General features: G+C 71.0%; 21 protein-coding genes and 2 tRNA genes. 10 read left to right on the top strand and 13 right to left on the bottom strand.

Annotation, left to right across the window (positions count from 1 at the left end):
* Window positions 1-2: 2 nt before the first annotated feature.
* A complete protein-coding gene (locus tag DEI88_RS04220; protein WP_111011037.1) occupies window positions 3-347 on the bottom strand; it encodes a MerR family transcriptional regulator in 345 nt (114 codons plus the stop codon).
* Window positions 348-444: 97 nt separating this feature from the next.
* Here DEI88_RS04220 and DEI88_RS04215 point away from each other — a divergent pair, with 97 nt between their 5' ends.
* Entirely contained in the window at window positions 445-1350 is a 906-nt protein-coding gene (locus DEI88_RS04215) for a CE1 family esterase (protein ID WP_111072352.1), read from the top strand.
* A 121-nt stretch (window positions 1351-1471) separates the two neighbouring features.
* On the top strand, window positions 1472-2314 hold the full coding sequence (locus tag DEI88_RS04210) for a dienelactone hydrolase family protein (RefSeq protein WP_111072353.1): 843 nt from the start codon (window positions 1472-1474) through the stop codon (window positions 2312-2314).
* A 9-nt stretch (window positions 2315-2323) separates the two neighbouring features.
* Here the strand turns inward: DEI88_RS04210 and DEI88_RS04205 are convergent, their stop codons facing one another.
* Together DEI88_RS04205 and DEI88_RS04200 are read right to left on the bottom strand one after the other, a co-directional pair.
* A complete protein-coding gene (locus DEI88_RS04205) occupies window positions 2324-3235 on the bottom strand; it encodes a DMT family transporter (RefSeq protein ID WP_111072354.1) in 912 nt (303 codons plus the stop codon).
* A gap of 54 nt (window positions 3236-3289) precedes the next feature.
* A complete protein-coding gene (locus DEI88_RS04200; protein ID WP_111072355.1) occupies window positions 3290-4864 on the bottom strand; it encodes an MFS transporter in 1575 nt (524 codons plus the stop codon).
* A gap of 234 nt (window positions 4865-5098) precedes the next feature.
* Here DEI88_RS04200 and valS point away from each other — a divergent pair, with 234 nt between their 5' ends.
* Both valS and DEI88_RS04190 read left to right on the top strand, forming a co-directional pair.
* Window positions 5099-7693 carry a valine--tRNA ligase gene (gene valS, locus DEI88_RS04195; RefSeq protein WP_111072356.1) on the top strand — a complete coding sequence of 865 codons (2595 nt, stop codon included), beginning with the start codon at window positions 5099-5101 and terminating at the stop codon, window positions 7691-7693.
* A 95-nt stretch (window positions 7694-7788) separates the two neighbouring features.
* Complete coding sequence (locus tag DEI88_RS04190) at window positions 7789-8034, top strand: hypothetical protein (RefSeq protein WP_111072357.1); 246 nt, start codon at window positions 7789-7791, stop codon at window positions 8032-8034.
* Between the two features lie 52 nt (window positions 8035-8086).
* Here the strand turns inward: DEI88_RS04190 and DEI88_RS04185 are convergent, their stop codons facing one another.
* Both DEI88_RS04185 and DEI88_RS04180 read right to left on the bottom strand, forming a co-directional pair.
* A complete protein-coding gene (locus DEI88_RS04185; protein ID WP_258372238.1) occupies window positions 8087-9130 on the bottom strand; it encodes an SDR family oxidoreductase in 1044 nt (347 codons plus the stop codon).
* Between the two features lie 170 nt (window positions 9131-9300).
* Window positions 9301-10137 carry an alpha/beta fold hydrolase gene (locus tag DEI88_RS04180; protein ID WP_111072358.1) on the bottom strand — a complete coding sequence of 279 codons (837 nt, stop codon included), beginning with the start codon at window positions 10135-10137 and terminating at the stop codon, window positions 9301-9303.
* 211 nt (window positions 10138-10348) lie between these two features.
* Here DEI88_RS04180 and DEI88_RS04175 point away from each other — a divergent pair, with 211 nt between their 5' ends.
* Together DEI88_RS04175 and DEI88_RS04170 are read left to right on the top strand one after the other, a co-directional pair.
* Window positions 10349-10939 (top strand): TetR/AcrR family transcriptional regulator, encoded by a 591-nt coding sequence (locus DEI88_RS04175; protein ID WP_111011027.1) that lies wholly within the window; start codon window positions 10349-10351, stop codon window positions 10937-10939.
* A gap of 58 nt (window positions 10940-10997) precedes the next feature.
* The gene (locus DEI88_RS04170) at window positions 10998-13022 is read left to right on the top strand and encodes a M3 family metallopeptidase (protein WP_111037254.1); all 2025 of its coding nucleotides are present in this window, start codon (window positions 10998-11000) and stop codon (window positions 13020-13022) included.
* Between the two features lie 137 nt (window positions 13023-13159).
* Here DEI88_RS04170 and clpX read toward each other — a convergent pair whose 3' ends face one another.
* Window positions 13160-14440, bottom strand: coding sequence for an ATP-dependent Clp protease ATP-binding subunit ClpX (gene clpX / locus DEI88_RS04165; protein WP_111011025.1), 1281 nt, complete (start codon window positions 14438-14440; stop codon window positions 13160-13162).
* Window positions 14441-14646: 206 nt separating this feature from the next.
* Between clpX and DEI88_RS04160 the strand changes: the two genes are divergently transcribed.
* Window positions 14647-15414 carry a YcnI family copper-binding membrane protein gene (locus DEI88_RS04160; protein WP_111011024.1) on the top strand — a complete coding sequence of 256 codons (768 nt, stop codon included), beginning with the start codon at window positions 14647-14649 and terminating at the stop codon, window positions 15412-15414.
* Window positions 15411-16142 (top strand): copper resistance CopC family protein, encoded by a 732-nt coding sequence (locus tag DEI88_RS04155; protein ID WP_111072359.1) that lies wholly within the window; start codon window positions 15411-15413, stop codon window positions 16140-16142. The genes DEI88_RS04160 and DEI88_RS04155 overlap by 4 nt, the downstream gene beginning before the upstream one ends.
* Before the next feature lie 213 nt (window positions 16143-16355).
* Here the strand turns inward: DEI88_RS04155 and DEI88_RS04150 are convergent, their stop codons facing one another.
* The 5 genes from DEI88_RS04150 to DEI88_RS04130 all read right to left on the bottom strand — a co-directional run bounded on the left by DEI88_RS04150 (window position 16356) and on the right by DEI88_RS04130 (window position 19811).
* Window positions 16356-17015: an ATP-dependent Clp protease proteolytic subunit gene (locus DEI88_RS04150; RefSeq protein ID WP_111011022.1), complete on the bottom strand. Its 660-nt coding sequence runs from the start codon at window positions 17013-17015 to the stop codon at window positions 16356-16358.
* Between the two features lie 27 nt (window positions 17016-17042).
* Window positions 17043-17669, bottom strand: coding sequence for an ATP-dependent Clp protease proteolytic subunit (locus DEI88_RS04145; protein ID WP_111011021.1), 627 nt, complete (start codon window positions 17667-17669; stop codon window positions 17043-17045).
* Window positions 17670-17886: 217 nt separating this feature from the next.
* Window positions 17887-19206 carry a trigger factor gene (tig, locus tag DEI88_RS04140; protein WP_111049829.1) on the bottom strand — a complete coding sequence of 440 codons (1320 nt, stop codon included), beginning with the start codon at window positions 19204-19206 and terminating at the stop codon, window positions 17887-17889.
* Between the two features lie 35 nt (window positions 19207-19241).
* Window positions 19242-19318 (bottom strand) — tRNA-Pro (locus DEI88_RS04135).
* 136 nt (window positions 19319-19454) lie between these two features.
* Window positions 19455-19811, bottom strand: coding sequence for a hypothetical protein (locus tag DEI88_RS04130; RefSeq protein WP_146246085.1), 357 nt, complete (start codon window positions 19809-19811; stop codon window positions 19455-19457).
* Window positions 19812-19888: 77 nt separating this feature from the next.
* Here DEI88_RS04130 and DEI88_RS04125 point away from each other — a divergent pair.
* Window positions 19889-19962, top strand: a tRNA-Gly gene (locus tag DEI88_RS04125).
* On the opposite strand, the gene DEI88_RS04120 is transcribed toward DEI88_RS04125, so the two are convergent.
* Window positions 19931-20254 carry a hypothetical protein gene (locus tag DEI88_RS04120; RefSeq protein WP_111011018.1) on the bottom strand — a complete coding sequence of 108 codons (324 nt, stop codon included), beginning with the start codon at window positions 20252-20254 and terminating at the stop codon, window positions 19931-19933. The two genes, DEI88_RS04125 and DEI88_RS04120, sit on opposite strands and share 32 nt — an antisense overlap.
* Entirely contained in the window at window positions 20251-20562 is a 312-nt protein-coding gene (locus tag DEI88_RS04115; RefSeq protein ID WP_111072361.1) for a DUF7882 family protein, read from the bottom strand. Before DEI88_RS04115 ends, DEI88_RS04120 begins: the two co-directional genes overlap by 4 nt.
* Window positions 20563-20657: 95 nt before the next feature.
* On the opposite strand from DEI88_RS04115, the gene DEI88_RS04110 reads away from it, so the two are divergent.
* Window positions 20658-21011, top strand: a complete 354-nt coding sequence (locus DEI88_RS04110; protein WP_111011016.1) for a hypothetical protein — start codon at window positions 20658-20660, stop codon at window positions 21009-21011.
* The last annotated feature ends 12 nt before the right edge of the window (window positions 21012-21023 follow it).

Here is a 21023-nt window from a genome sequence, read left to right as displayed (position 1 = left end):
GGTCACACCCCGCGCTCGAGGAACTCCGTCAACGCCGCACGCGTCCTGACGAGCTCGTCGATCCGCTCGGACATGTCGTCGCGCATCCGCTCGACCGTGCCCCGGACGGCGCGGCGGTCGACCGTGTCGTGCCGCCCGGTCGCGCAGGGGATGACCGCCCGGACGTCCTCGCGCGAGAACCCGATCTCGAACATCGTCCGGATGACCCGCGCCTTCTCGACGGCGTCGTCGGTGTACGTCCGGTAGCCGTTCGGGCTGCGGCGAGCGCTGAGGAGTCCCTGCTGCTCGTAGTACCGCAACGAGCGGGCGCTGACGCCGGACCGTGCACTCAGCTCACCGATGTTCATCCGCCGCCCCCACCTCACTTGACCTTGACACGACGTCAGACTCTAGCGTCGGTCCCGACCGCGCACAGCACGGCACACGAGCACGAGGAGGACGGGCATGCGCAGCACCATCGACGTGGACGGCAGGCAGCGGACGATGACGATCGTGGGCGATCCGGAGGCCGGGCGGGCCCGAGACCTCGTCCTCGTCCTGCACGGGTCGAAGCAGACCGGCGCGAAGCACCGCGCCTTCACGGGCGGCATGTACGACGCGTTCGCGGCGAGCGGCACGGCCGTGGTCGTGTACCTCGACGGGTACCGCGGGAACTGGAACGACGCCCGACGGCAGAGCGGATTCCCGGCGCGACTCGAGGGGATCGACGACGTCGCGTTCGTCCGCACCACGATCCGGACGCTCGAGCGATCGCACGGAATCGACCCGGACCGGGTGTTCGTCATCGGCTACTCGAACGGCGGCCAGATGGCCATGCGCCTGGTGCACGAGGTACCGGAACTGCTGGCCGGCGTCACGGTCGTCGCCGCGACGATGCCCACGCGCGACGATTTCCTGCTCCCCACCGAGACACCTGCCACGACGCCGCTCCCGATCCTGCTCGTGCACGGCACGGCCGACCCGATCGCGCCCTACGCCGGTGGCGCGGTGAAGCCGTGGGCACAGCGCTTCTTCAAGGTCGGCGGCAGCGCCCTGTCGGCACGCGACACGGCCGCGTACTTCGCCCGGCGCAACGGCATCAGCACGCCGGGGGTCGTGGACCGGATCCCCTCCGACGGGCACGGATCGACGTGGATGGAGCAGGTCGACCACCGGGAGGACGGGCGCATGCCCGTCCGCCTGGTCACGGTCCACCGGGGCGGGCACACGGTCCCCGGGCCGAAGCGGGCGCCCTTCGTCCTCGGGCGCACCGGTCACGACGTGTCCGTGGCGGCGGCGGCCGCGGCGTTCTTCGGCATCGGCGGACGCCGCGCGGAGGACGGGAGTCGGGCCTCCCGGCACGCCGGGTGAGTGGCGGGCGACGAAGTGCACGGTGCGCTGGCAGCGGCGGGTCGACCGAGCAGCGCGGGTGACCGCACGGACCCCACCGAGCACCGCCCCGTAGGCTGCATCCACCGACGAAGGAGTCGCCATGCCCGCCAGCACCGCCCCTCGATCCGACCTCACCGGATGGAGGCGCTCACCGTTCACGGGCGGTGGTCTGACGTACGACTGCTTCGAGAAGGGCACCGGCCCCGGCGTCGTCCTCATCCCGGAGATCCCGGGGATCACGCCCGAGGTCCTCGGGCTCGCGGAGCACCTGGTCGACAGCGGCTTCACCGTCGTCGTCCCATCGCCCTTCGGTGAGCCGGGTCGGTCAGCGACGCCCGCCTCCACCCTCGGCGTGGTCGCCAGACTGTGCGTCTCGGCGGAGTTCCGCGCCTTCGCGGTGAACGCGCATCGACCGGTGACCGACTTCCTGCGCGCCGTCGCCGCGGACCTCGCGGCTCGGACACCGGGAAAGGGTGTCGGCGTGATCGGCATGTGCTTCACCGGGGGCTTCGCGCTGGCGGCGGCGATCGACGACACGGTCAGGGCATCGGTCCTCAGTCAGCCCGCGGTCCCGTTCCCCCTCGGCCGCGCGCGCAAGCTCGCGCCGGGGCCCGTCTCGACGGCCGAGTTCGACCGCATCGCCGCGCATGCCGCCGCGGGCGAGGTGTGTGCACTCGGCCTGCGGTTCAGCGAGGACGGCAGCGTGCCCCGCGCCCGGTTCGAGACACTCAAGCGTCGGCTCGGGGACGCCTTCGAGGTCATCGAGCTCGACTCGTCCCCCGGCAACAGCGGCGGTTTCGGCCCGCACGCCCACTCCGTGCTCACCAACGAGGTCCGGGAGGTCCCCGGGCATCCCGCACTCGCGGCCCGCGACCGCACGGTGCAGTTCCTGCGCGACCGGCTCACGCCCGCTGGCACTGGCGAGCAGACGCAGCCTGCTTGACAGCGGACCTCACGCGAGTGCCAGCGTCGCACTCGCCGCGAACCCGAGCACCAAGCCCGCGACCTGCACGCGCGACAACCGCTCCCGCAGCACGATCGCGGCCAGGAGGATCGTCCCGATCGGGTAGAGCGCGTCCAGCACGCTGACCACGGGCAGCGCCGCCGGGTCGTCGGACACGTGCAGTGCGGCCTGGATGAACACGTTCGCGGACGCGTCGAAGCACCCGCACGCGACCACGACGCCCCAGAACCGCCGGTGGACCGGGAGGAGCGGTGCGCGATCCGGCGAACCCTCAGCTCCGGCGGGCGCAGCAGCGGCAGCGCGTCGCGATCGTGCGACGACGACGAGCACGCCCGTCCACATGACGATCGCCTGGATCACCCGGGCGACGACGAGCGGCGCGATCCCGTCCGCTGCGTCGGTCCGGGCGTAGGCGATGACCAGGACCCCGAACCCGCATCCCGACACGGCGGCGATCCCGAGGCCGCGGAGGGTCAGCGGCGTCGAGGACCCGCTCGCCGAGGTGGCGACGAGCACGACGGCCACGACGGCGGCGATGATCGCGGCGATCGCCACCGGCCCGAGTCGAACCCCCGCGACGACACCGACGACGACGGGCACGACGGCCGCGAACACCGACGTGACCGGCGAGAGCACGCTCATCGGCCCGATCGCGAGCGCGGCGTAGAGCAGCAGGACGCCGATGGAGCCCGCGATCCCGGCGACGGACCCCCACAGGAGCGCGTGGCCGGTGAACCGGGCGTGCAGCAGGGGGACGGCGGCCACGAGCGGCAAGATGCCGACGACCGCGGCGATGGCCGTGACCACGATCGGCCTCGCCGTCCGCGACCCGACCCCGCCGAGGAAGTCGGACACCCCGTAGGTCATGGCGCCGAGCAGCCCGAGGACCACGGTCAGCACATCCGACCTCCGCGCGTCGCTGTCGCGCCGCCCGCTCGGCAGCGTGCGTCGACCCTACCGAACGGACGGAGGGCGATCGCGTGGGGCGTCCTGCTCCCCCACCACCGGGATCTGACTCGTGGCGAAGTCTCGCGCCCAGCTCGTGCGCGAGAACGCGCTCGTCGGGTCGGCGTACTGCTCGATGACCGCGGACGCCTCGGCCTCGGTGGTCACGGTGGGCCCCGAGCCGAGCAGCGGCTCCTGTGCGGTCTCGGTGGTGCAGGCCACCGCGACCAGCCCGATCACCGCGGCGACGACGAGGTACAGCGCGGGCACGTCGTCCGCCCACGGCAGGCCGGCGTCGTGAGCGGCCGCGACGAGCGCCTCGGTCGCCAGTGGTGTCGTCCCGCCGAACAACGACACCGAGACGTTGAACGCGATCGCGAGCGCGCCGTAGCGGACGGCGGTCGGGAACAGCGCGGGCAGCGTCGACGGCATGGTCGACGTGAACGTCACGAGCACGAGTCCCATGAGCAGCAGTCCGCAGAACCCGAGCCACGGGTCCGCGGTCTGCACGAGGGCGAGGGCCGGCCACGACAGGACGATGAAGCCGATGCAGCCCGCGAAGAGCACGGGGCGCCGTCCGAACCGATCTGACAGCCGGCCGCCGAGCCCGATCACCGCCATCATGACGACCATCACGACGATGACGAGCACGAGGCCGTCGGTGGCGTCGCTGCCGAGCGTCTCGGTCAGGTAGGTCGGCATGTAGGACAACAGCATGTAGTCGGTGACGTTGAACACGAGCACCAGCCCGATGCACACGAGCAGCGGCCGCCAGTGTTCGGCGAGCAGGCGCACGACCGGGGTCCGTTCCGCCTCGCGTTCGGCGAGCGCGGCCTGCTGTCGTTGGAACGCGGGCGTCTCCTCGAGCCGGAGACGCAGGTACAGCCCGATGACCCCGAGCGGACCCGCCACGAGGAACGGGACCCGCCACCCCCACGCGAGCAGCGCGTCGTCCGACAGCGTCGCCTGGAGGGCCGTCACGAGCCCGGCGCCGAGCACGTACCCGCCGAGCGTCCCGAACTCGAGCCAGGCGCCGAGGGCGCCACGGCGCCGGTCCGGTGCGTACTCGGCGATGAACGTCGCCGCCCCGCCGTACTCACCGCCCGTCGAGAACCCCTGCAACAGCCGGGCGAGCAAGAGGAGGACCGCACCCCACAGCCCGATCCGGTCGTACCCGGGCACCAGCCCGATGGCGAAGGTCCCGGCCGCCATGAGCACCATCGTCAGCGCGAGCACCCGCTGTCGCCCGATCCGGTCCCCGAGCGGACCGAACACCACGCCGCCGAGCGGTCGGACCAGGAACGCCGCGGTGAACGTCGCGAACGCCGAGATCGTGCTGGCCGTCGGGTCCGCCGACGGGAAGAACACCTGCCCGATCGTCGTGGCGAGGTAGGCGAAGACGCCGAAGTCGAACCACTCCATCGCGTTGCCCAGCGCCGCCGCGGTGACCGCGCGCTTGAGCAGCGGACCGTCGACGACCGTCACGTCGTCCGCGGTCAGGCGGCGCCGGGCGGACCGGACGAGGTCCGACGTTCCCCTGCGGCGCGGCCGGGACGTCGTGGTGTCGTTCGATGGCGCGGTCACTGGTCCTGGTCCTCCTGGACGTCGTGGAATGTCACGTACCAGAGTGCCGTATCGGTGGGCCCGTGCGCGTCCTCACCGCTCAGGGTGTGCGCCTCGCCTGTCGTGGTCGCCGTGTGGCGGCGACTGGTCCGACCCTCCCGGCCCCGGTACCCTTGTCCCGACCCGCAGCGCGCGGAACACTCAGGCACCTCATCACGGACTCGGTGCCGCACACATCGACCGGAAGGTGCAGCCATGACCAAGCCCATGCCCGACAAGCCCTCGGTGGACGGCCTCGAGCAGGTCTGGGGCCCGCAGTGGGAGACCGACGGCATCTACCGGTTCGACCGCGATGGTGCGACCCGCGCCGACGTCTACTCGATCGACACCCCGCCGCCCACGGCGTCCGGCTCGCTGCACATCGGGCACGTGTTCAGCTACACCCACACCGACGTCAAGGCGCGGTTCGAGCGCATGCGCGGCAAGCGCGTGTTCTACCCGATGGGCTGGGACGACAACGGCCTGCCGACGGAACGCCGCGTGCAGAACTACTACGGCGTCCGCTGCGACCCGTCGCTCCCCTACGACGCGTCCTTCACGCCACCGTTCGAGGGCGGCGACGGCAAGAGCACCAAGGCCGCCGACCAGGTCCCGATCTCACGCCGCAACTTCATCGAGCTGTGCGAGCGCCTGACCGTCGAGGACGAGCAGCAGTTCGAGCACGTGTGGCGCACCCTCGGCCTGTCGGTGGACTGGACGCAGTCGTACCGGACGATCGGCGACGAATCGCAGGCGATCGCGCAGAAGGCGTTCCTGCGGAACTTCGCCCGCGGTGAGGCCTACCAGGCGGACGCACCGACTCTGTGGGACGTCACGTTCCGCACGGCGGTGGCGCAGGCCGAACTGGAGGACCGGGACCAGCCCGGCGCGTACCACGGCATCGCGTTCCACAAGACCGACGGCAGCGGCGACGTCGTGATCCAGACGACCCGGCCGGAGCTGCTCCCCGCGTGCGTCGCACTCGTCGCGCACCCGGACGACGAACGGTTCCAGGACCTGTTCGGGACGACGGTGCGCTCCCCGCTGTTCGACGTCGAGGTCCCGGTGCTCGCACACCACCTGGCACAGCAGGACAAGGGCGCCGGCATCGCGATGATCTGCACCTTCGGCGACACGACGGACGTCGTCTGGTGGCGCGAGCTGCAGCTGCCGAACCGCTCGGTGATCGGGTTCGACGGCCGCATCGTGTCACAGGCGCCCGACGTCATCACCTCGGAGCGCGGCCTGGCCGTGTACGCCGAGATGGCCGGCAAGACCGTGTTCAGCGCCAAGCAGGTCGTCGTCGACGCGCTCACCGAATCGGGCGAGCTCATCGGCGACGTCAAGAAGATCACGCACCCGGTCAAGTTCTTCGAGAAGGGCGACAAGCCGCTCGAGATCGTGTCGACGCGGCAGTGGTACATCGTCAACGGGTCGCGCGACCAGCAGCTCAAGGACACCCTCGTCGAGCGCGGTCAGCAGATCGCGTTCCACCCGGACTTCATGCGCGTCCGGTACGAGAACTGGGTGAACGGCCTGTCCGGCGACTGGCTCGTGTCGCGGCAGCGGTTCTTCGGTGTGCCGCTCCCCGTCTGGTACCCGCTCGACGCCGACGGCAACCCCGTGTTCGACCAGGTGATCACCCCGACCGAGGATCAGCTCCCCGTGGACCCGTCGTCCGACCCGGCGCCTGGCTACTCCGCCGACCAGCGCGGCGTCCCCGGCGGGTTCATCGGCGAGGTCGACGTCATGGACACGTGGGCGACCTCGTCCCTGACCCCGCAGCTCGCCGGCGGGTGGGAGCGGGACCCCGACCTGTTCGGGATCGTCTACCCGTACGACGTCCGTCCGCAGGGCCAGGACATCATCCGGACCTGGCTGTTCACGACCGCGCTCCGGGCCCAGCTCGAGGACGGCGTCGCCCCGTGGGCGAACGCCTCGATCTCGGGGTTCATCGTCGACCCGGACCGCAAGAAGATGTCGAAGTCGAAGGGCAACGTCGTCACGCCCATCGACATGCTCGAGCAGCACGGCGCCGACGCGGTCCGGTACTGGGCGGCGTCCTCGCGTCTCGGCACCGACGCGGCGTTCGACCCGCAGAACCCCAAGCAGATCAAGGTCGGTCGACGCCTGGCGATCAAGGTGCTCAACGCCGCGAAGTTCGTGCACGGCTTCGAGCTGCCCGTCGGTGCGCACAGCGTCACCGAGGCGCTCGACGTGGACATGCTCGCCGCGCTCCGCTCGGTCGTGGAGCAGGCCACGACCGCGTTCGAGCAGTACGACCACGCCCGCGCGCTCGAGGTCACCGAGCGGTTCTTCTGGACGTTCTGCGACGACTACCTCGAGCTCGTCAAGGAGCGCGCGTACGGCACCGCCGACGACGCCACCCACGAGACGCAGGCCTCGGCCGTGCTCGCGCTCCGCGCCGCGATGGACGTGCTGACCCGCCTGCTGGCACCGTTCCTCCCCTTCGCGACGGAGGAAGTGTGGGCCTGGACGCACGACGGCTCGGTGCACCGGGCCTCCTGGCCGACCGCGGCGGACCTGCCGACGGACGCCGACGAGACCGGGCTGCTCGAGGCCGTCGGGCAGGCGCTCATCGGGATCCGCGGCGCGAAGACGGCGGCGAAGGCGTCCCAGAAGACCCCGGTCACCCGGGCGGTCGTCGCGGCCCCCGAGCCGGTGCGGGCGCTCATCGAGCGGGCCGCGCCGGACCTGGCCGCCGTCGGGCGCATCCGGAACCTGGCGTTCGCGGAGGGCGCGGAACTCAGCGTCGTGGAGATCGAGCTCGAGGAGCAGCCCGCGGTCTGACCCCCCTCCGCGAGATCGCAGTCGTTGCCGTTCTGGTTCGATCAGAACGGCAACGACTGCGATCTCGGATCGGACTGGGACGGACTGGAGGCACCATGCAGCTGGGCACACGATGGAGCGTCGGGCAGGAGCCACCGGCCGCCCTGCCGGAAGCGATGCTCGTCGCGGTCCGGACGGTCGAGGAGGAACTCGCCGACGAGGGGGTCGACGCCTCGACGTGGCGCTGGACCCTGACGTGGCTCGAGCGCCGACCGATCGCCGAGCTCGACGACGGGACGCGGATCCACCTCGACCCGCTCGGGCAGGCCGTGACGACGCCGCCCAACGACGACGAGCCCTGAGCGGACCCAGCCCGGTCTCGGCTGGGCCGGGCAGGCAGCCAGGAGGGGCTGGTCAGCGCGCGCGGAGACGCCGTCCGACGAACACCGCGATCGCGCCGACGAGCGCCCAGCCCATCACGTTGCGGCTCGCGGTGCGCCGTCCGCCGTGCCACCCGCCATCCGCCGTCGCGTCCCGCGGGTCGGACGACGGGGTGAAGATCGTGCCCTGGTTGTCGGGGACGTGCTCGTGGCGCGACAGGTGCGTCTTGTCGGTCTGGATCGCCATCTGCGCCTCGACCGCGGCCGGGGTCATGCGGTGCTGCTGCACGAACGCCTTGCCGGCACCTCCGATCGCGATCTCGGTCGCCTTGCCGGGCGCGTCGGCCGCGCGGACGACCGCGCGCGCGACCTTGTCGACACCGTAGACCGGCGGCAGCGCGACGATCTTGCGGCCGGTGTGGTTCGCGCTGTGCCGGAAGAACGGCGTGTCCACGGTGGGCGGCAGGACCGTGACGACGTGGATGCGCTTCTTGCCGCGGAGCATGAGCTCGGACCGGAGGCTCACGCCGAGGGCACGGACCGCCGCCTTCGACATGCCGTAGGGCGCGGTGTACGGCTGCGGGACCTCGCCCACGATGGACGACACGTTGACGAGCACGCCACGCCCCTGCCGCTCCATGACCTCGAGGGCCGCGCGTGCGCCGTACACGTACCCCATGACGTTGACGTCCATCACACGGCGGAACTCGTCCATCGGCATCTGCAGGAACGGCGAGAACGACGAGATGGCGGCGTCGTTGATCCACACGTCGATGCGTCCGAACCGGCGGACGGCCTCCGCTGCCAGGCGGAGCACGGCGGTCTCGTCGCTCGTGTCGGTCGGCACGGCGAGCGCCTCGCCACCGAGCGCACGGCACTCGGCTGCCACGGCCTCCAGGGCGGCGGGACGACGGGCGGCGAGGACGACCGCGTCGCCGGCGCGGGCGAACCGGAGCGCCGTGGCCCGACCGATGCCGCTGGACGCCCCCGTGATCACGATCGTGCGGTTCCGCTTGCCCATGGTGCGCCTCCCGGTGCGCTCGGCGGAGCGGGACGTCCCCGTCTCCTGACGGTCCACTGGTACGCCCTCCGGGTGGCCGTCGCTCCCAGCGACGGCCGTTCGCGGGCCGCGAGCGCCGGACACGGCGATGCCCCGCTCCGGAGTGGAGCGGGGCATCGCCCTGCGGCCACCGCCCTGCCGGATCGGAGGGCGGGGTGCGAGAGGAGCGGGCTGGTGCTGCGCCGGGCCTACTTGCGGAGGAAGGCGAGCAGGGCCTCGTTCACCTCCGCGGTGTGGGTCGTGAGGAGCCCGTGCGGCGCCCCTTCGATCTCGACGTAGTCCGCCGACGGCAGCGCCGCGGCGAAGCGCCGGCCGGTGGCGTCGATCGGCAGGATGCGGTCGCCGGTGCCGTGCACGATGAGCGCGGGGACGTCCACCTGGGGGATGTCCGCGCGGAAGTCGGTCGGCCAGGTCAGGGGCGCGGCCGCGGACGCGATGGCCCCGGAACCGGCGGCCACGTTCCACGCGTTGCGGACCGCCTCCTCGCTGATGCGGCTGCCCAGGTTCTCGTCGAGGTTGAAGAAGTCCTGGTAGAAGGCGGTGAAGTACGCGTAGCGGTCCTGTGCGACGGTCTCGGCGATCCCCTCGAAGAAGGACATCGGCGCCACTCCGCCCGGGTTGTCGTCGGTCACCGCGAGGTACGGCTCGAGCGACGCGAGGAACGCGGCCTTCGCGACGCGCCCGGAACCGTAGGTGGCGATGTACCGGGCGACCTCGCCGGTGCCCATCGAGAAGCCGACGAGGATCGCGTCGTGCAGGTCGAGGGTCTCCATGACGACGTTGAGGTCCGCCGCGAACGTGTCGTAGTCGTACCCGGTCGACGGCTGCGACGACTGCCCGAACCCGCGGCGGTCGTACGTGATGACGCGGTAGCCCGCCTGGAGGAGCGCGGGCACCTGGCCCTCCCACGAGTTGCCGTCGAGCGGGAAGCCGTGGATGAGCACGACCGGCTGGCCCGTGCCCTTGTCCTCGTAGTGGAGCTCGATGTCGATGCTGTTCTCGGTCCCGACCGTGATGGTGCTCATCGTCCTACATCCCTTCGTCGTCCGGGCCGTCTCTCGGTCCGGTCCGGTGGAGAACGATCGTTCTCCGCCGATGTCCGCTACAGTAGAGAACGAGCGTTCTCCGCGCAAGCCGGTCTCAGCCGACTCGCAGGTACTGCTCCGAACGGGGGACGTCGACACCATCCCGCCGCAGCTCCTCCGCTGCCACGACCGAGGACCAGAGGAACCAGACATGAGCACCGTCACCGTCGAGCAGGACGACACCCGGGCCGGCATCATCGCCGCTGCCGACGAGCTGTTCTACCGACGTGGCATCCAGTCGGTCGGCATGGACGCCGTCCGCTCGGCCGCGAACGTGTCGCTGAAACGCCTCTACAAGGAGTTCCCCGGCAAGGAGGACCTCGTCGTCGCCGTCCTCGCCGGCCGGCACGACATGTGGGAGCGCGGGGTCAGCGCCGCCGTCGACGCCGCCGACGGGCCCCGAGCGAAGCTCCTCGCCGTCTACGACTACCTCGAGGCGTGGTTCGCCGACAGCTCGTTCCGCGGGTGCGGGTTCATCAACGCCTTCGGGGAACTCGGCGCGACCTCCCCTGCGATCGCGGACATGGCGCGGCGACACAAGGAGTCCTTCCAGCGGTACATCGCCGGGCTCACCGCCACCATCGGGCTCGACCACGCCCACGCCGAGGAGCTCGCCGCCCAGCTCGCACTGCTCGCCGAGGGCGCCCAGACCACCGCGGCGATCGCCGGCACCGCCGACGCCGCCGTCCACGCCCGACGCGCCGCCGCCACGCTCGTCGACGCCGCGGTCGCCACCCGCTGAACCGGCCGGGAGGCCCGCCCCCGGGCGTCCCCGCACCCCCGGTCCTAGGGTGGTGGACATGGCCACGCCCTTCGACGCCCCGAGCAGCCTCCCGTACGCGCTCCCCCCGTTCACCGAGGTCCGGCTCGAGCACTACCGCCCCGCGTTCGACCAGGGCATGCGCGAGCAGCGTGCAGAGGTCGAGGCGATCGCGACGAACCCGGAGTCCCCGACGTTCGACAACACGCTCGTCGCCCTCGAGCGGTCCGGGCAGCTCCTGGCGCGCGTGTCCATGGCCTTCTTCACCGTCGCCTCGGCGGACTCGACCGCCGAGATCCACGACCTCGAGGCCGAGATCTCGCCGCTGCTGGCCGCCCACCGCGACGCGATCACCCTCGACAGTCGGCTGTACGAGCGGGTCGCCGCCGTGCACGACGCCCGCGAGGACCTCGGCCTGACCGGCGAGGACCTCCGCCTGGTGGAGCGGACCCACACCGAGATGACCCTGGCCGGTGCGGGGCTCGACGCCGCCGGCAAGGAGCGCCTGACCGCGCTGAACCAGGAGCTCTCGACGCTCACGACACGGTTCGAGCGCAACCTGCTCGACGACACGAACGACCTCGCCGTGCACATCACCGACGAGGCGGAGCTCGACGGCCTCGACGACGGTGCCCGGTCCGCGACCCGCGGGGCCGCCGAGGCGCGCGGCCTGGACGGCTGGCTCATCACCCTGCCGCTGTTCACCGGGCACCCCTACCTGGCGACGCTGACGGACCGAGCGGTCCGGGCCCGCATCATGGACGCCTCGCTGCAGCGGGGTCGGCGGGGCAACGACTGGGACAACCGGGACCTCGTGCTCCGCATCGTCCGGCTCCGTGCCGAGCGCGCGGAACTCCTCGGGTTCCCGAACCACGCCGCCGCCGTGACCGCCGACGAGACCGCAGGGACGCCGGAGGCGGTGGACGGCCTCCTGACGTCGCTCGCGCCCGCCGCGGCCGCGAACGCCCGGGACGAGCGCGAGGTCCGTGCGCGGGTGCTCGGCCACGAGGTCGAGGCGCACGACTGGGCGTACGCGACCGAGATCCTCCGCGCCCAGCAGTTCGCGGTCGACGCGACCGCGATGCGCGCGTACTTCGAGGCGGAGCGCGTGCTGCACGACGGCGTGTTCCACGCGGCGAACGCCCTGTACGGCCTGTCGTTCGCCGAGCGGCCCGACCTGCACGGCTACAACGACGAGGTCCGGGTGTTCGAGGTCACGGACGAACAGGGCGCGTCGGTCGGCCTCTACCTGCTCGACCTGTACACGCGCGACGGCAAGCGCGGCGGTGCGTGGATGAACCCGATCGTCGAGCAGTCGGCCCTGATCGGCACCCTGCCCGTCGTCGTCAACAACCTCAACGTGCCGAAGCCCGCCGCCGGGTCCCCCACACTCCTGACCCAGGACGAGGTCACCACGCTGTTCCACGAGTTCGGGCACGCGCTGCACGGCCTCATCGCGCGGACGACGTACCCGCGGTTCTCGGGCACGAGCGTCGAGCGCGACTTCGTCGAGTTCCCGAGCCAGGTCAACGAGATGTGGCTCAACTGGCCCGAGGTCCTGGTGAACTACGCCCGACACCACGAGACCGGCGAGCCCATGCCCGCGGAACTCGTGCTCGGCCTCAGCGACTCCGAGGGGTTCAACGAGGGCTTCGCCACGACCGAGTACCTCGCTGCCGCGATGCTCGACCAGGCCTGGCACCGCCTCAGCTCCGCGGAGGCCGCGGCGGTGACCGACGTGGAGGCGTTCGAGCAGGACGCCCTCGAGGCCGCCGGCATCGCCGTCCCCGCGGTCCCCACGCGCTACTCGTCGACGTACTTCGCCCACACGTTCTCGGGCGGGTACGACGCGGGCTACTACGGCTACATCTGGAGCGAGGTGCTCGACGCGGACACCGTGGAGTGGTTCCGGGAGCACGGCGGCCTGTCACGCGAGGCCGGACGCCGGTTCGCCTCGATCGTCCTCGGTGTCGGAGGCTCCCGCGACCCGCTCGAGGCCTACCGCGAGTTCCGGGGCCGCGACGCCGAGGTCGGTCCCCTGCTGCGCCGCCGCGGGCTCGAGTAGGCCGCCCGTCGTCGCGCCGGGGCGCCGCCAGGCTCCGAACACCGCGATGCCGTTCGAACACCGGGATCGCGGTGTTCGAACGGCACGGGCGTGTTCAACGGGCCAGCGGGACGTCCGCCGACCGCGTTGCAGCGGCGCTACGCGGACTTCTCGACGCGCTTGCGCGCCCGCGGCACGATCGTCGGCGCGGCGTTCTCGAGCACGGACTCCCGCGTGACGACGACGCGAGCGACGTCATCGTCCGAGGGCACCTCGAACATGATCGGGCCGAGGACTTCTTCCATGATGGCGCGAAGACCACGGGCACCGGTCTGGCGGAGCACCGCGAGGTCCGCGATCGCCTCGAGCGCCTGCCGGTCGAACTCGAGCTCGACGCCGTCGATCTGGAACATCCGCTGGTACTGCTTGACCAGCGCGTTCTTCGGCTCGGTCAGGATCTCCATGAGGGCGGCCTGGTCGAGCGGTGTCACGGTGGTCACGACGGGGAGGCGCCCGATGAACTCCGGGATGAGGCCGAACTTGTGCAGGTCCTCGGGCAGGACCTCGCCGTAGACGTCGGTCTGGTCGAGCGGGCTGTGCAACGGTGCGCCGAAGCCGATGCCCCGCTTGCCGATGCGGGACGAGATGATGTCCTCGAGCCCGGCGAACGCCCCGGCCACGATGAACAGCACGTTCGTCGTGTCGATCTGGATGAACTCCTGGTGCGGGTGCTTGCGCCCACCCTGCGGCGGCACCGACGCCGTCGTGCCCTCGAGGATCTTGAGGAGCGCCTGCTGCACGCCCTCGCCCGAGACGTCGCGCGTGATCGAGGGGTTCTCGGCCTTCCGGGCGATCTTGTCGACCTCGTCGATGTAGATGATCCCCGTCTCGGCCCGCTTGACGTCGTAGTCGGCGGCCTGGATCAGCTTGAGCAGGATGTTCTCGACGTCCTCGCCGACGTAGCCGGCCTCGGTGAGCGCCGTGGCGTCCGCGACCGCGAACGGCACGTTGAGCCGCTTGGCCAGGGTCTGCGCCAGGTAGGTCTTGCCACAGCCCGTCGGGCCGATGAGCAGGATGTTCGACTTGGCGATCTCGATGTCGTCGCCGCGGTGCTCGGCCGCGGTGATCGCACCCTGGGCGCGGATGCGCTTGTAGTGGTTGTAGACCGCGACCGACAGCGCACGCTTGGCCGGGTCCTGTCCGATGACGTACTCCTCGAGGAAGTCGAAGATCTCGCGCGGCTTGGGGAGGTCGAAGTCGCCGTCCGCGGTGTCCTCGCCGGCCTCGGCCAGGCGTTCCTCGATGATCTCGTTGCAGAGTTCGACGCACTCGTCGCAGATGTACACGCCCGGGCCCGCGATGAGCTGCTGCACCTGCTTCTGGCTCTTGCCGCAGAAGGAGCACTTGAGGAGATCGGCGCTCTCTCCGATGCGTGCCATGCGAGGCCTCCTTGGTCGTCGCGCACCGGTGGCTGGCACACGAGGTCGTCGTGGAGTTGAGCCTAATCGCATCCGACGACACTGACGGCGCGACCGTGCCGCAAACCACCACGCGTTCGCTCGGGGCGGCCGGTTTGTGCCGCAGGACCGCCTCGGACTACGGTGGCCGTCGGGACTCTACAAGTTGTAGAAGCGAAAGGACCTCCATGCGCAAGCGCCTCGTCGCGGGCACCGCCGCCACCGTGGGCATCACGGCCGCTCTCGTCCTCGGGACCGCCGCCGCGGCGAGCGCCCACGTGGAGGCGACGGCCACGGACACCGCCGCCGACTCGTACACGACCCTGACGTTCTCGGTCCCGCACGGGTGCGACGGCTCCCCGACCACCGCGCTGACCTTCCACGTTCCGCGGTCGGTCATCGACGTCACGCCCACGGTGAACCCCAACTGGACGATCACCAAGGCAACGGAGCCCTACACGAGCAAGCAGTCCGCGAGCGACGACGAGGACCCCGCCGACGCCGGGACGCGCGTGACGAGCGTCACGTACACGGCGACGACGCCCCTGGCCGCGGACGAGCGCGACACCTTCCAGCTCTCGCTCTCGCTGCCCGACGGCAAGCCCGGCACGATCGTCGCGTTCCCCGTGACCCAGACGTGCGTCACCGGATCGACCGAGTGGGACCAGGTGCAGAAAGCCGGCCAGGACGAGCCCGAGCACCCCGCACCGGCCGTCACCCTGACCGCGGCGATCCCGGGCGCGGACGACGACGACGACCACGCGCAGGAGCACGCCAGCGACGCGGCGACGGGCAGTGCGAGCGGCACCGAGGCGAGCGGCACCGAGACGAGCGGCACCGGATCCGCCGGCGGGGACACCGACCTCGTCGCTCGGGGCCTCGGCATCGCCGGACTCGTCGTCGGCGCGGTGGGCGTCGTGAGCGCGGCCGCCATGGCCCGGCGGCGTCCCCGGTGAGCGCCCGCCGCATCCGCACCGGATCCGGTGCGGCGTCGCCGGCCGGGAGGACCGGGGCGCGTCGCGCGCTCGCCCTCGCGCTGGCATCGGTGGCGGTCACCGCAGGCGCCGTCCTCGGACTGGCGGCCCCGGCCTCCGCGCACAACTACATGATCGCGTCGACGCCGACCGTCAACGGCACACTGACCTCACTGCCGAAGCGGTTCGAGATCACGACGAACGACCGTCTGCTCGACATCGGCGACACCAACTCGGGCTTCGCCTACCGGATCGTCGGACCGAGCGGTCGGTACTACGAGAACGGCTGCCTCATCGTGGACGGCCCGTCGATGACGACGAAGGCGGCGCTCGGACGGTCGGGTGAGTACACGATCGAGTGGCAGATCGTCAGTGCCGACGGCCACACGGTGTCGGACCAGTACCGGTTCCGGTGGGATGCCCCGGCCGGGTTCCGCCCCGCCACGGGGAGCACGCGGCCGCCGGTCTGCGCGTCCGGGCCGGGCTCGTCAGCCGCCGCGTCGGACTCCGGCACGGGCAGCGCGGGCAGCGGCTCCAGCGGGGTCGTGGGCGACGCCATCTGGATCGGCGCGGGTGGGCTCGTGCTCGTGGCGCTCATCGTGGTGGTCCTGCTGCTGCTCCGCCGCCCTGCCGGATCCGCCGTGGAGCCGGCGACCGCCGGACGCGGCCGCGACGACGAGGACGACCTCGCCGACGACGCCCGAGACTGACCGCAGGCGCCCCCCGGCGAGATCGCAGTCGTTGCCGTTCTGAGGAGACCCAGAACGGCAACGACTGCGATCTCGCGGAAGGGTGGGCGGCCGCAGGCCGGCCGCAGGCCGCAGGCCGCAGACCGCGCAAGCGGCGAAGGCGCGCGGCCACCAAGCCGCCGGACACGACGGAGGGCCCCGACCAGAACGGTCGGGGCCCTCGGTCTGTCGGGACTACTTGACGAGCGCCGGCAGCGACTTGCGGCTGGTCAGCACCTGGTCGATGAGCCCGTACTCGACGGCCTCTTGCGCGGACATGATCTTGTCGCGCTCGATGTCGTGGTTGACCTGCTCCGGGGTGCGGTTCGAGTGCCGGGACAGGGTCTCCTCGAGCCAGGTGCGCATGCGGAGGATCTCCGCGGCCTGGATCTCGATGTCCGACGCCTGCCCGCCACCCTGCTGGGTTGCCGGCTGGTGGATGAGCACGCGGGCGTTCGGCAGCGCGAGACGCTTGCCCGGCGTGCCGGCGGCCAGGAGCACCGACGCGGCGGACGCTGCCTGACCGAGGCACACCGTCTGGATCTGCGGACGGATGTACTGCATCGTGTCGTAGATCGCCGTCATGGCCGTGAACGAGCCACCGGGCGAGTTGATGTACATGACGATGTCGCGGTCCGGGTCCATCGACTCGAGCACGAGCAGCTGGGCCATGATGTCGTCGGCCGAAGCGTCGTCCACCTGCACGCCGAGGAACACGATGCGGTCCTCGAAGAGCTTGGCGTACGGGTCCTGGCGCTTGTAGCCGTAGGCGGTGCGCTCCTCGAAGCTCGGGAGGATGTAGCGGTCGGAGGGTGCGGGGACGTTCTGCGCGCCACCGAGCATGGGGAGATGCATTCTCGATTTCCTTTTCTTGGTGGTGGGCTACTCGGCGGACGGCGCCGCGGCCGGGGTCTCGGTCTCGCCGTCGCCGACCGTCCCGCCGCCACCGATGACCTCACTGGACATCGCACGGAGGTGGTCGACGAAGCCGTACTCCAGGGCCTCCTGCGCGGTGAACCAGTTGTCGCGGTCGTTGTCCTTGAGGATCTGCTCGATCGACTTGCCGGTCTGCTCGGCGGTGAGTTCCGCCATGCGCTGCTTCATGTCGAGGATGACCTTGGCCTGGGTCTGGATGTCGGCGGCGGTCCCGCCGAAGCCACCGGACGGCTGGTGCAGGAGCACGCGGGCGTTCGGGGTGATGTAGCGCTTGCCCGGGGTGCCGGACGAGAGCAGGAACTGCCCCATCGAGGCGGCGAGCCCGATACCGACGGTGACGATGTCGTTCGGGACGAACTGCATCGTGTCGTAGATGGCCATGCCGGCGGTGATCGAACCACCGGGCGAGTTGATGTAGAGGTAGATGTCCTTCTCGGGGTCCTCCGCCGCGAGCAGCAGCAGCTTCGCAGCGATCTCGTTCGAGTTGTCGTCACGGACCTCGGAGCCGAGCCAGACGATCCGGTCCCTCAGAAGACGGTCAAAAACACTGGGGTTCAGTGTCGCTTCGGCCATGTGTAGCTCCCGTTCAGTTGTCGCTTGTCGTCGAACCTATCGGGTGCAACGCGGCGCATCTCCCGAGTTCGCTGTCGGCAATACCAGGGCCGGGAACGACGCACGGGAGGCCCGGGACCACCTGGTCCCGGGCCTCCCGTGCGCGCTCTTCGCATGTGCGACGCGCCAGCGTTGCGCGGCGCCGACCGAGCCTGCGAGGTCGGTCAGTCAGCTCGGCTCACTCGGCCTCGGCCTCGTCGTCCGTCGCCGGCTCCTGCGCGACGCCCGCGGTGAACGCGGACAGGTCGACCGGGTTGCCGTTCGTATCGACGACCTTCGCCTTGGCGAGCACGGTCGCGATCGCCTTGGAACGGGCGACCTCGCCGACCATGCCGGGGATCTGGCCGTTCTGGTCGATCACCTTGATGAACTCGCCCGGCTCCATGCCGTACTGCGCGGCGGCCTGGATCAGGTACTGGGTCAGCTCCTCCTGGCTGACCTGGACCTGCTCCTGCTCGGCGACGGCGTCGAGGAGCAGCTGCGACTTGAACGCCTTCTCGCTCGACTCGGCGACCTCGGCGCGGTGCTCGTCGTCCTCGAGGCGGTTCTCCTGCTCGAGGTGACGGTGGACCTCGTCGTCGATGAGCTGCTGCGAGATCGGGATCTCGACGCTGTCGAGGAGCTTCTCGACGAGCTGGTCGCGGGCCGCGGCGCCCTGGCCGAAGGTCTTCGACTTGGCGATCTGCTCCTTGAGGTCCGCCTTGAGCTCGTCGATCGTGTCGAACTGGCTCGCGATCTGCGCGAACTCGTCGTCGGCCTCGGGCAGCTCGCGCTCCTTGACGGCCGTGAGCGTCACGGCGATCTGGGCGGTCTCGCCCTCGTGGTCGCCGCCGAGGAGCTTCGACTCGAAGGTGGTGGACTCGCCTGCGGTCAGGGTCTCGAGGGCGTCGTCGATGCCCTCGATGAGGTCGCCGGAGCCGATCTCGTACGAGACGCCCGTGGCCGAGTCGACTTCTTCGTCGCCGATGGTCGCGGTGAGGTCGAGCTGGGCGAAGTCGCCCGCGGTGGCGGGGCGGTCGACCGTGACGAGCGTGCCGAAGCGCGTGCGGAGGTTCTGGAGCTCCTCCTCGATCTCGTCGTCGGTGACGTCGACCGCGTCGACCGTGAGCTCGAGGCCCTCGTAGTCGGGGAGGTCGAACTCGGGACGGACGTCGACCTCGAACGTGAGGACGAGGTCGCCGGAGAAGTCCTTGACGCTCGGGAGCTCGGCAATGTCGGCCTCGGCGCGACCGAGCACGCGGAGCTCGTTCTCCTCGACCGCCTGGCGGTAGAAGGTGTCGATGGCGTCCCCGACGGCGTGGTTCAGGATCTCCGGGCGGCCGACGCGCTGGTCGACGATGGCCGGCGGCACCTTGCCCTTCCGGAAGCCGGGGATGTTGATCTGCTCGGCGATGTGCTTGTACGCGTGGTCGATGCTCGGCTTGAGCTCGTCCGGCGTCACGTTCACGGTGAGCTTGACCCGGGTGGGGCTCAACTTGTCGACGGTGCTGGTGACCAAGGGTGTGTTCTCCTGAGGTTGACGATGGTGTGACCTGGTCGGGGCGACAGGATTTGAACCTGCGACCTCCCGCTCCCAAAGCGGGCGCTCTACCAAGCTGAGCTACGCCCCGGTCGTTGCCGGGCCAGGGTCGTGCAACGAGCGCGGGCAGGACGGACCCGACCGCGATCGATCCCGACGAGTCTAGCGGCACGCAAGCGCCGCGTTCCCGGCCCTCCCAGCGGCCGTGGAGGCGGTGGGCACCCGCGTCACGCGGGTGGCGGTGGCAGCGCGCCCCGGTCCTCCCGGCCGTCGGTGGCGGCGTCCTGCCCGCGACCGGTCCTGCGGTCCTGGCGGCCGTCGTCCGCGGCGTCCCGCAGGAGCCGGCGCCGCCAGCGGACGCCCACGGCGACCTGGACGAGCACCGCGGCCGCGAACAGCGCCACCGCGACGATCGCACGGACGACGTGCAGGAGCACGTGCAACGGCTCTCCCACCCGTCCGCCGACGACCGACGGCGCGAACGACAGGACGACGACGCCGACGGCGACGAGGACGTAGGAGACCACGCGCGAACGCCGCACGAGCGGATCGTGGCTGGTGGTGGCGATCCGGGGTACCCGCACGCCGCCGAGTGTAGGCGCGGTGTGCGTGGGCGCCCGGCCGTCCGCTACGATCGGAGGGCGGCGCCGCGGTGTCGCACGGGGATGTAGCTCAATGGTAGAGCCCCAGTCTTCCAAACTGGCTACGCGGGTTCGATTCCCGTCATCCCCTCCACGTGACCCGACCCGACGTCGTCCACCGTGCCGAGCAGGTGCTCGTCCTCCTCGAGCCGGTACCGCACCGGATCGCCGTCGTCCGATGCATCACGGTCGGCGACGAGTGCGATGGTCGAACTCCGGGACACGAGCAGCACGGCCGGGGTCGGCCGGCCGTCGCCACGGTTCACCTCGAGCCACATGAGGCCGTCGGACGCCAGGGCCGTCCGGATCCGCTCCCGCACCGCGTCGGGCCCCTCCTTCGAGATCGTGTACTCGATCCCGTCGTAGATGACGATGGTCCGGATCATGCCGGGGTCCCTTCCGAGGGCTCGGGGACGATGCGCAGTCCGCCGGGTGACCCGGCTGCCTGGGCCAAGGCCTCGACCCACTCGCGGTTGATGGTCGGCGGGCGACTGCCCGAGTAGCGGATGACGAGGGGCACGGTCCGGTCGAGCCAGATCGCGGTCCGACCGTTCCCGACGTCGCGGTCGTCCTTCCAGGAGAACATGAACGACTCGCCGCGGCGCAGCTTCGTCGCGATCACGATCTGCAGGTGCGCGAGCAGGCGGTCCTCGAAGTCCACGGTGTACGAGCTGTTGTAGATCACCCTGCCCATGGGACCAGCCTCCGATCCGGCTCCTGGGATCGCCACCAGGGAGCCCAACGCCTGTCCTGTCAGCGTACCCAGACCGGAACGACCACGCTGGCATCATGCGACGCATCCACTACGCCGGGGGGTACGTCATGACCGGCGACAGCACGTGCAAGGCCCTCCTCCGGTACGCCCGGGCACTCGCCGTGGCAGGCGTCGCCGACGTCGTCCAGATCCCGGTCGTCACGGACGGCGGCAGCAGGGCGTACGCCCACCTGCTCATCGGGCCCGCGAGCCAGATCTTCTCGACACCGGTCCTCGAGAGCCCGGACGAACCGCTCGACCAGGAGGTCATCGAGCGCCTCGAGCGGGGGACGATGTCCCTGCAACCGAGCCGGCCGGAGTGGCCCGCCGAGATGACCGACGTGCAGGACCTCAGTTTCCTCGTCGACCTGGACTACGACGCCACGTAGGGTCGGCCGAGG

This window comes from Curtobacterium sp. MCBD17_003, assembly GCF_003234885.2.
Classification (GTDB): Bacteria; Actinomycetota; Actinomycetes; order Actinomycetales; family Microbacteriaceae; genus Curtobacterium.
This window is presented reverse-complemented; position numbering and strand designations above follow the sequence as displayed.

What these genes read in the sequence shown, in the direction of transcription:
- DEI88_RS04220 (WP_111011037.1), bottom strand. Translation starts at nt 347, where the DNA reads ATGAACATCGGTGAGCTGAGTGCACGGTCCGGCGTCAGCGCCCGCTCG.
- DEI88_RS04215 (WP_111072352.1), top strand. Translation starts at nt 445, where the DNA reads ATGCGCAGCACCATCGACGTGGACGGCAGGCAGCGGACGATGACGATC.
- DEI88_RS04210 (WP_111072353.1), top strand. Translation starts at nt 1,472, where the DNA reads ATGCCCGCCAGCACCGCCCCTCGATCCGACCTCACCGGATGGAGGCGC.
- valS (WP_111072356.1), top strand. Translation starts at nt 5,099, where the DNA reads ATGACCAAGCCCATGCCCGACAAGCCCTCGGTGGACGGCCTCGAGCAG.
- DEI88_RS04190 (WP_111072357.1), top strand. Translation starts at nt 7,789, where the DNA reads ATGCAGCTGGGCACACGATGGAGCGTCGGGCAGGAGCCACCGGCCGCC.
- DEI88_RS04180 (WP_111072358.1), bottom strand. Translation starts at nt 10,137, where the DNA reads ATGAGCACCATCACGGTCGGGACCGAGAACAGCATCGACATCGAGCTC.
- DEI88_RS04175 (WP_111011027.1), top strand. Translation starts at nt 10,349, where the DNA reads ATGAGCACCGTCACCGTCGAGCAGGACGACACCCGGGCCGGCATCATC.
- DEI88_RS04170 (WP_111037254.1), top strand. Translation starts at nt 10,998, where the DNA reads ATGGCCACGCCCTTCGACGCCCCGAGCAGCCTCCCGTACGCGCTCCCC.
- clpX (WP_111011025.1), bottom strand. Translation starts at nt 14,440, where the DNA reads ATGGCACGCATCGGAGAGAGCGCCGATCTCCTCAAGTGCTCCTTCTGC.
- DEI88_RS04160 (WP_111011024.1), top strand. Translation starts at nt 14,647, where the DNA reads ATGCGCAAGCGCCTCGTCGCGGGCACCGCCGCCACCGTGGGCATCACG.
- DEI88_RS04150 (WP_111011022.1), bottom strand. Translation starts at nt 17,015, where the DNA reads ATGCATCTCCCCATGCTCGGTGGCGCGCAGAACGTCCCCGCACCCTCC.
- DEI88_RS04145 (WP_111011021.1), bottom strand. Translation starts at nt 17,669, where the DNA reads ATGGCCGAAGCGACACTGAACCCCAGTGTTTTTGACCGTCTTCTGAGG.
- DEI88_RS04120 (WP_111011018.1), bottom strand. Translation starts at nt 20,254, where the DNA reads ATGATCCGGACCATCGTCATCTACGACGGGATCGAGTACACGATCTCG.
- DEI88_RS04115 (WP_111072361.1), bottom strand. Translation starts at nt 20,562, where the DNA reads ATGGGCAGGGTGATCTACAACAGCTCGTACACCGTGGACTTCGAGGAC.
- DEI88_RS04110 (WP_111011016.1), top strand. Translation starts at nt 20,658, where the DNA reads ATGCGACGCATCCACTACGCCGGGGGGTACGTCATGACCGGCGACAGC.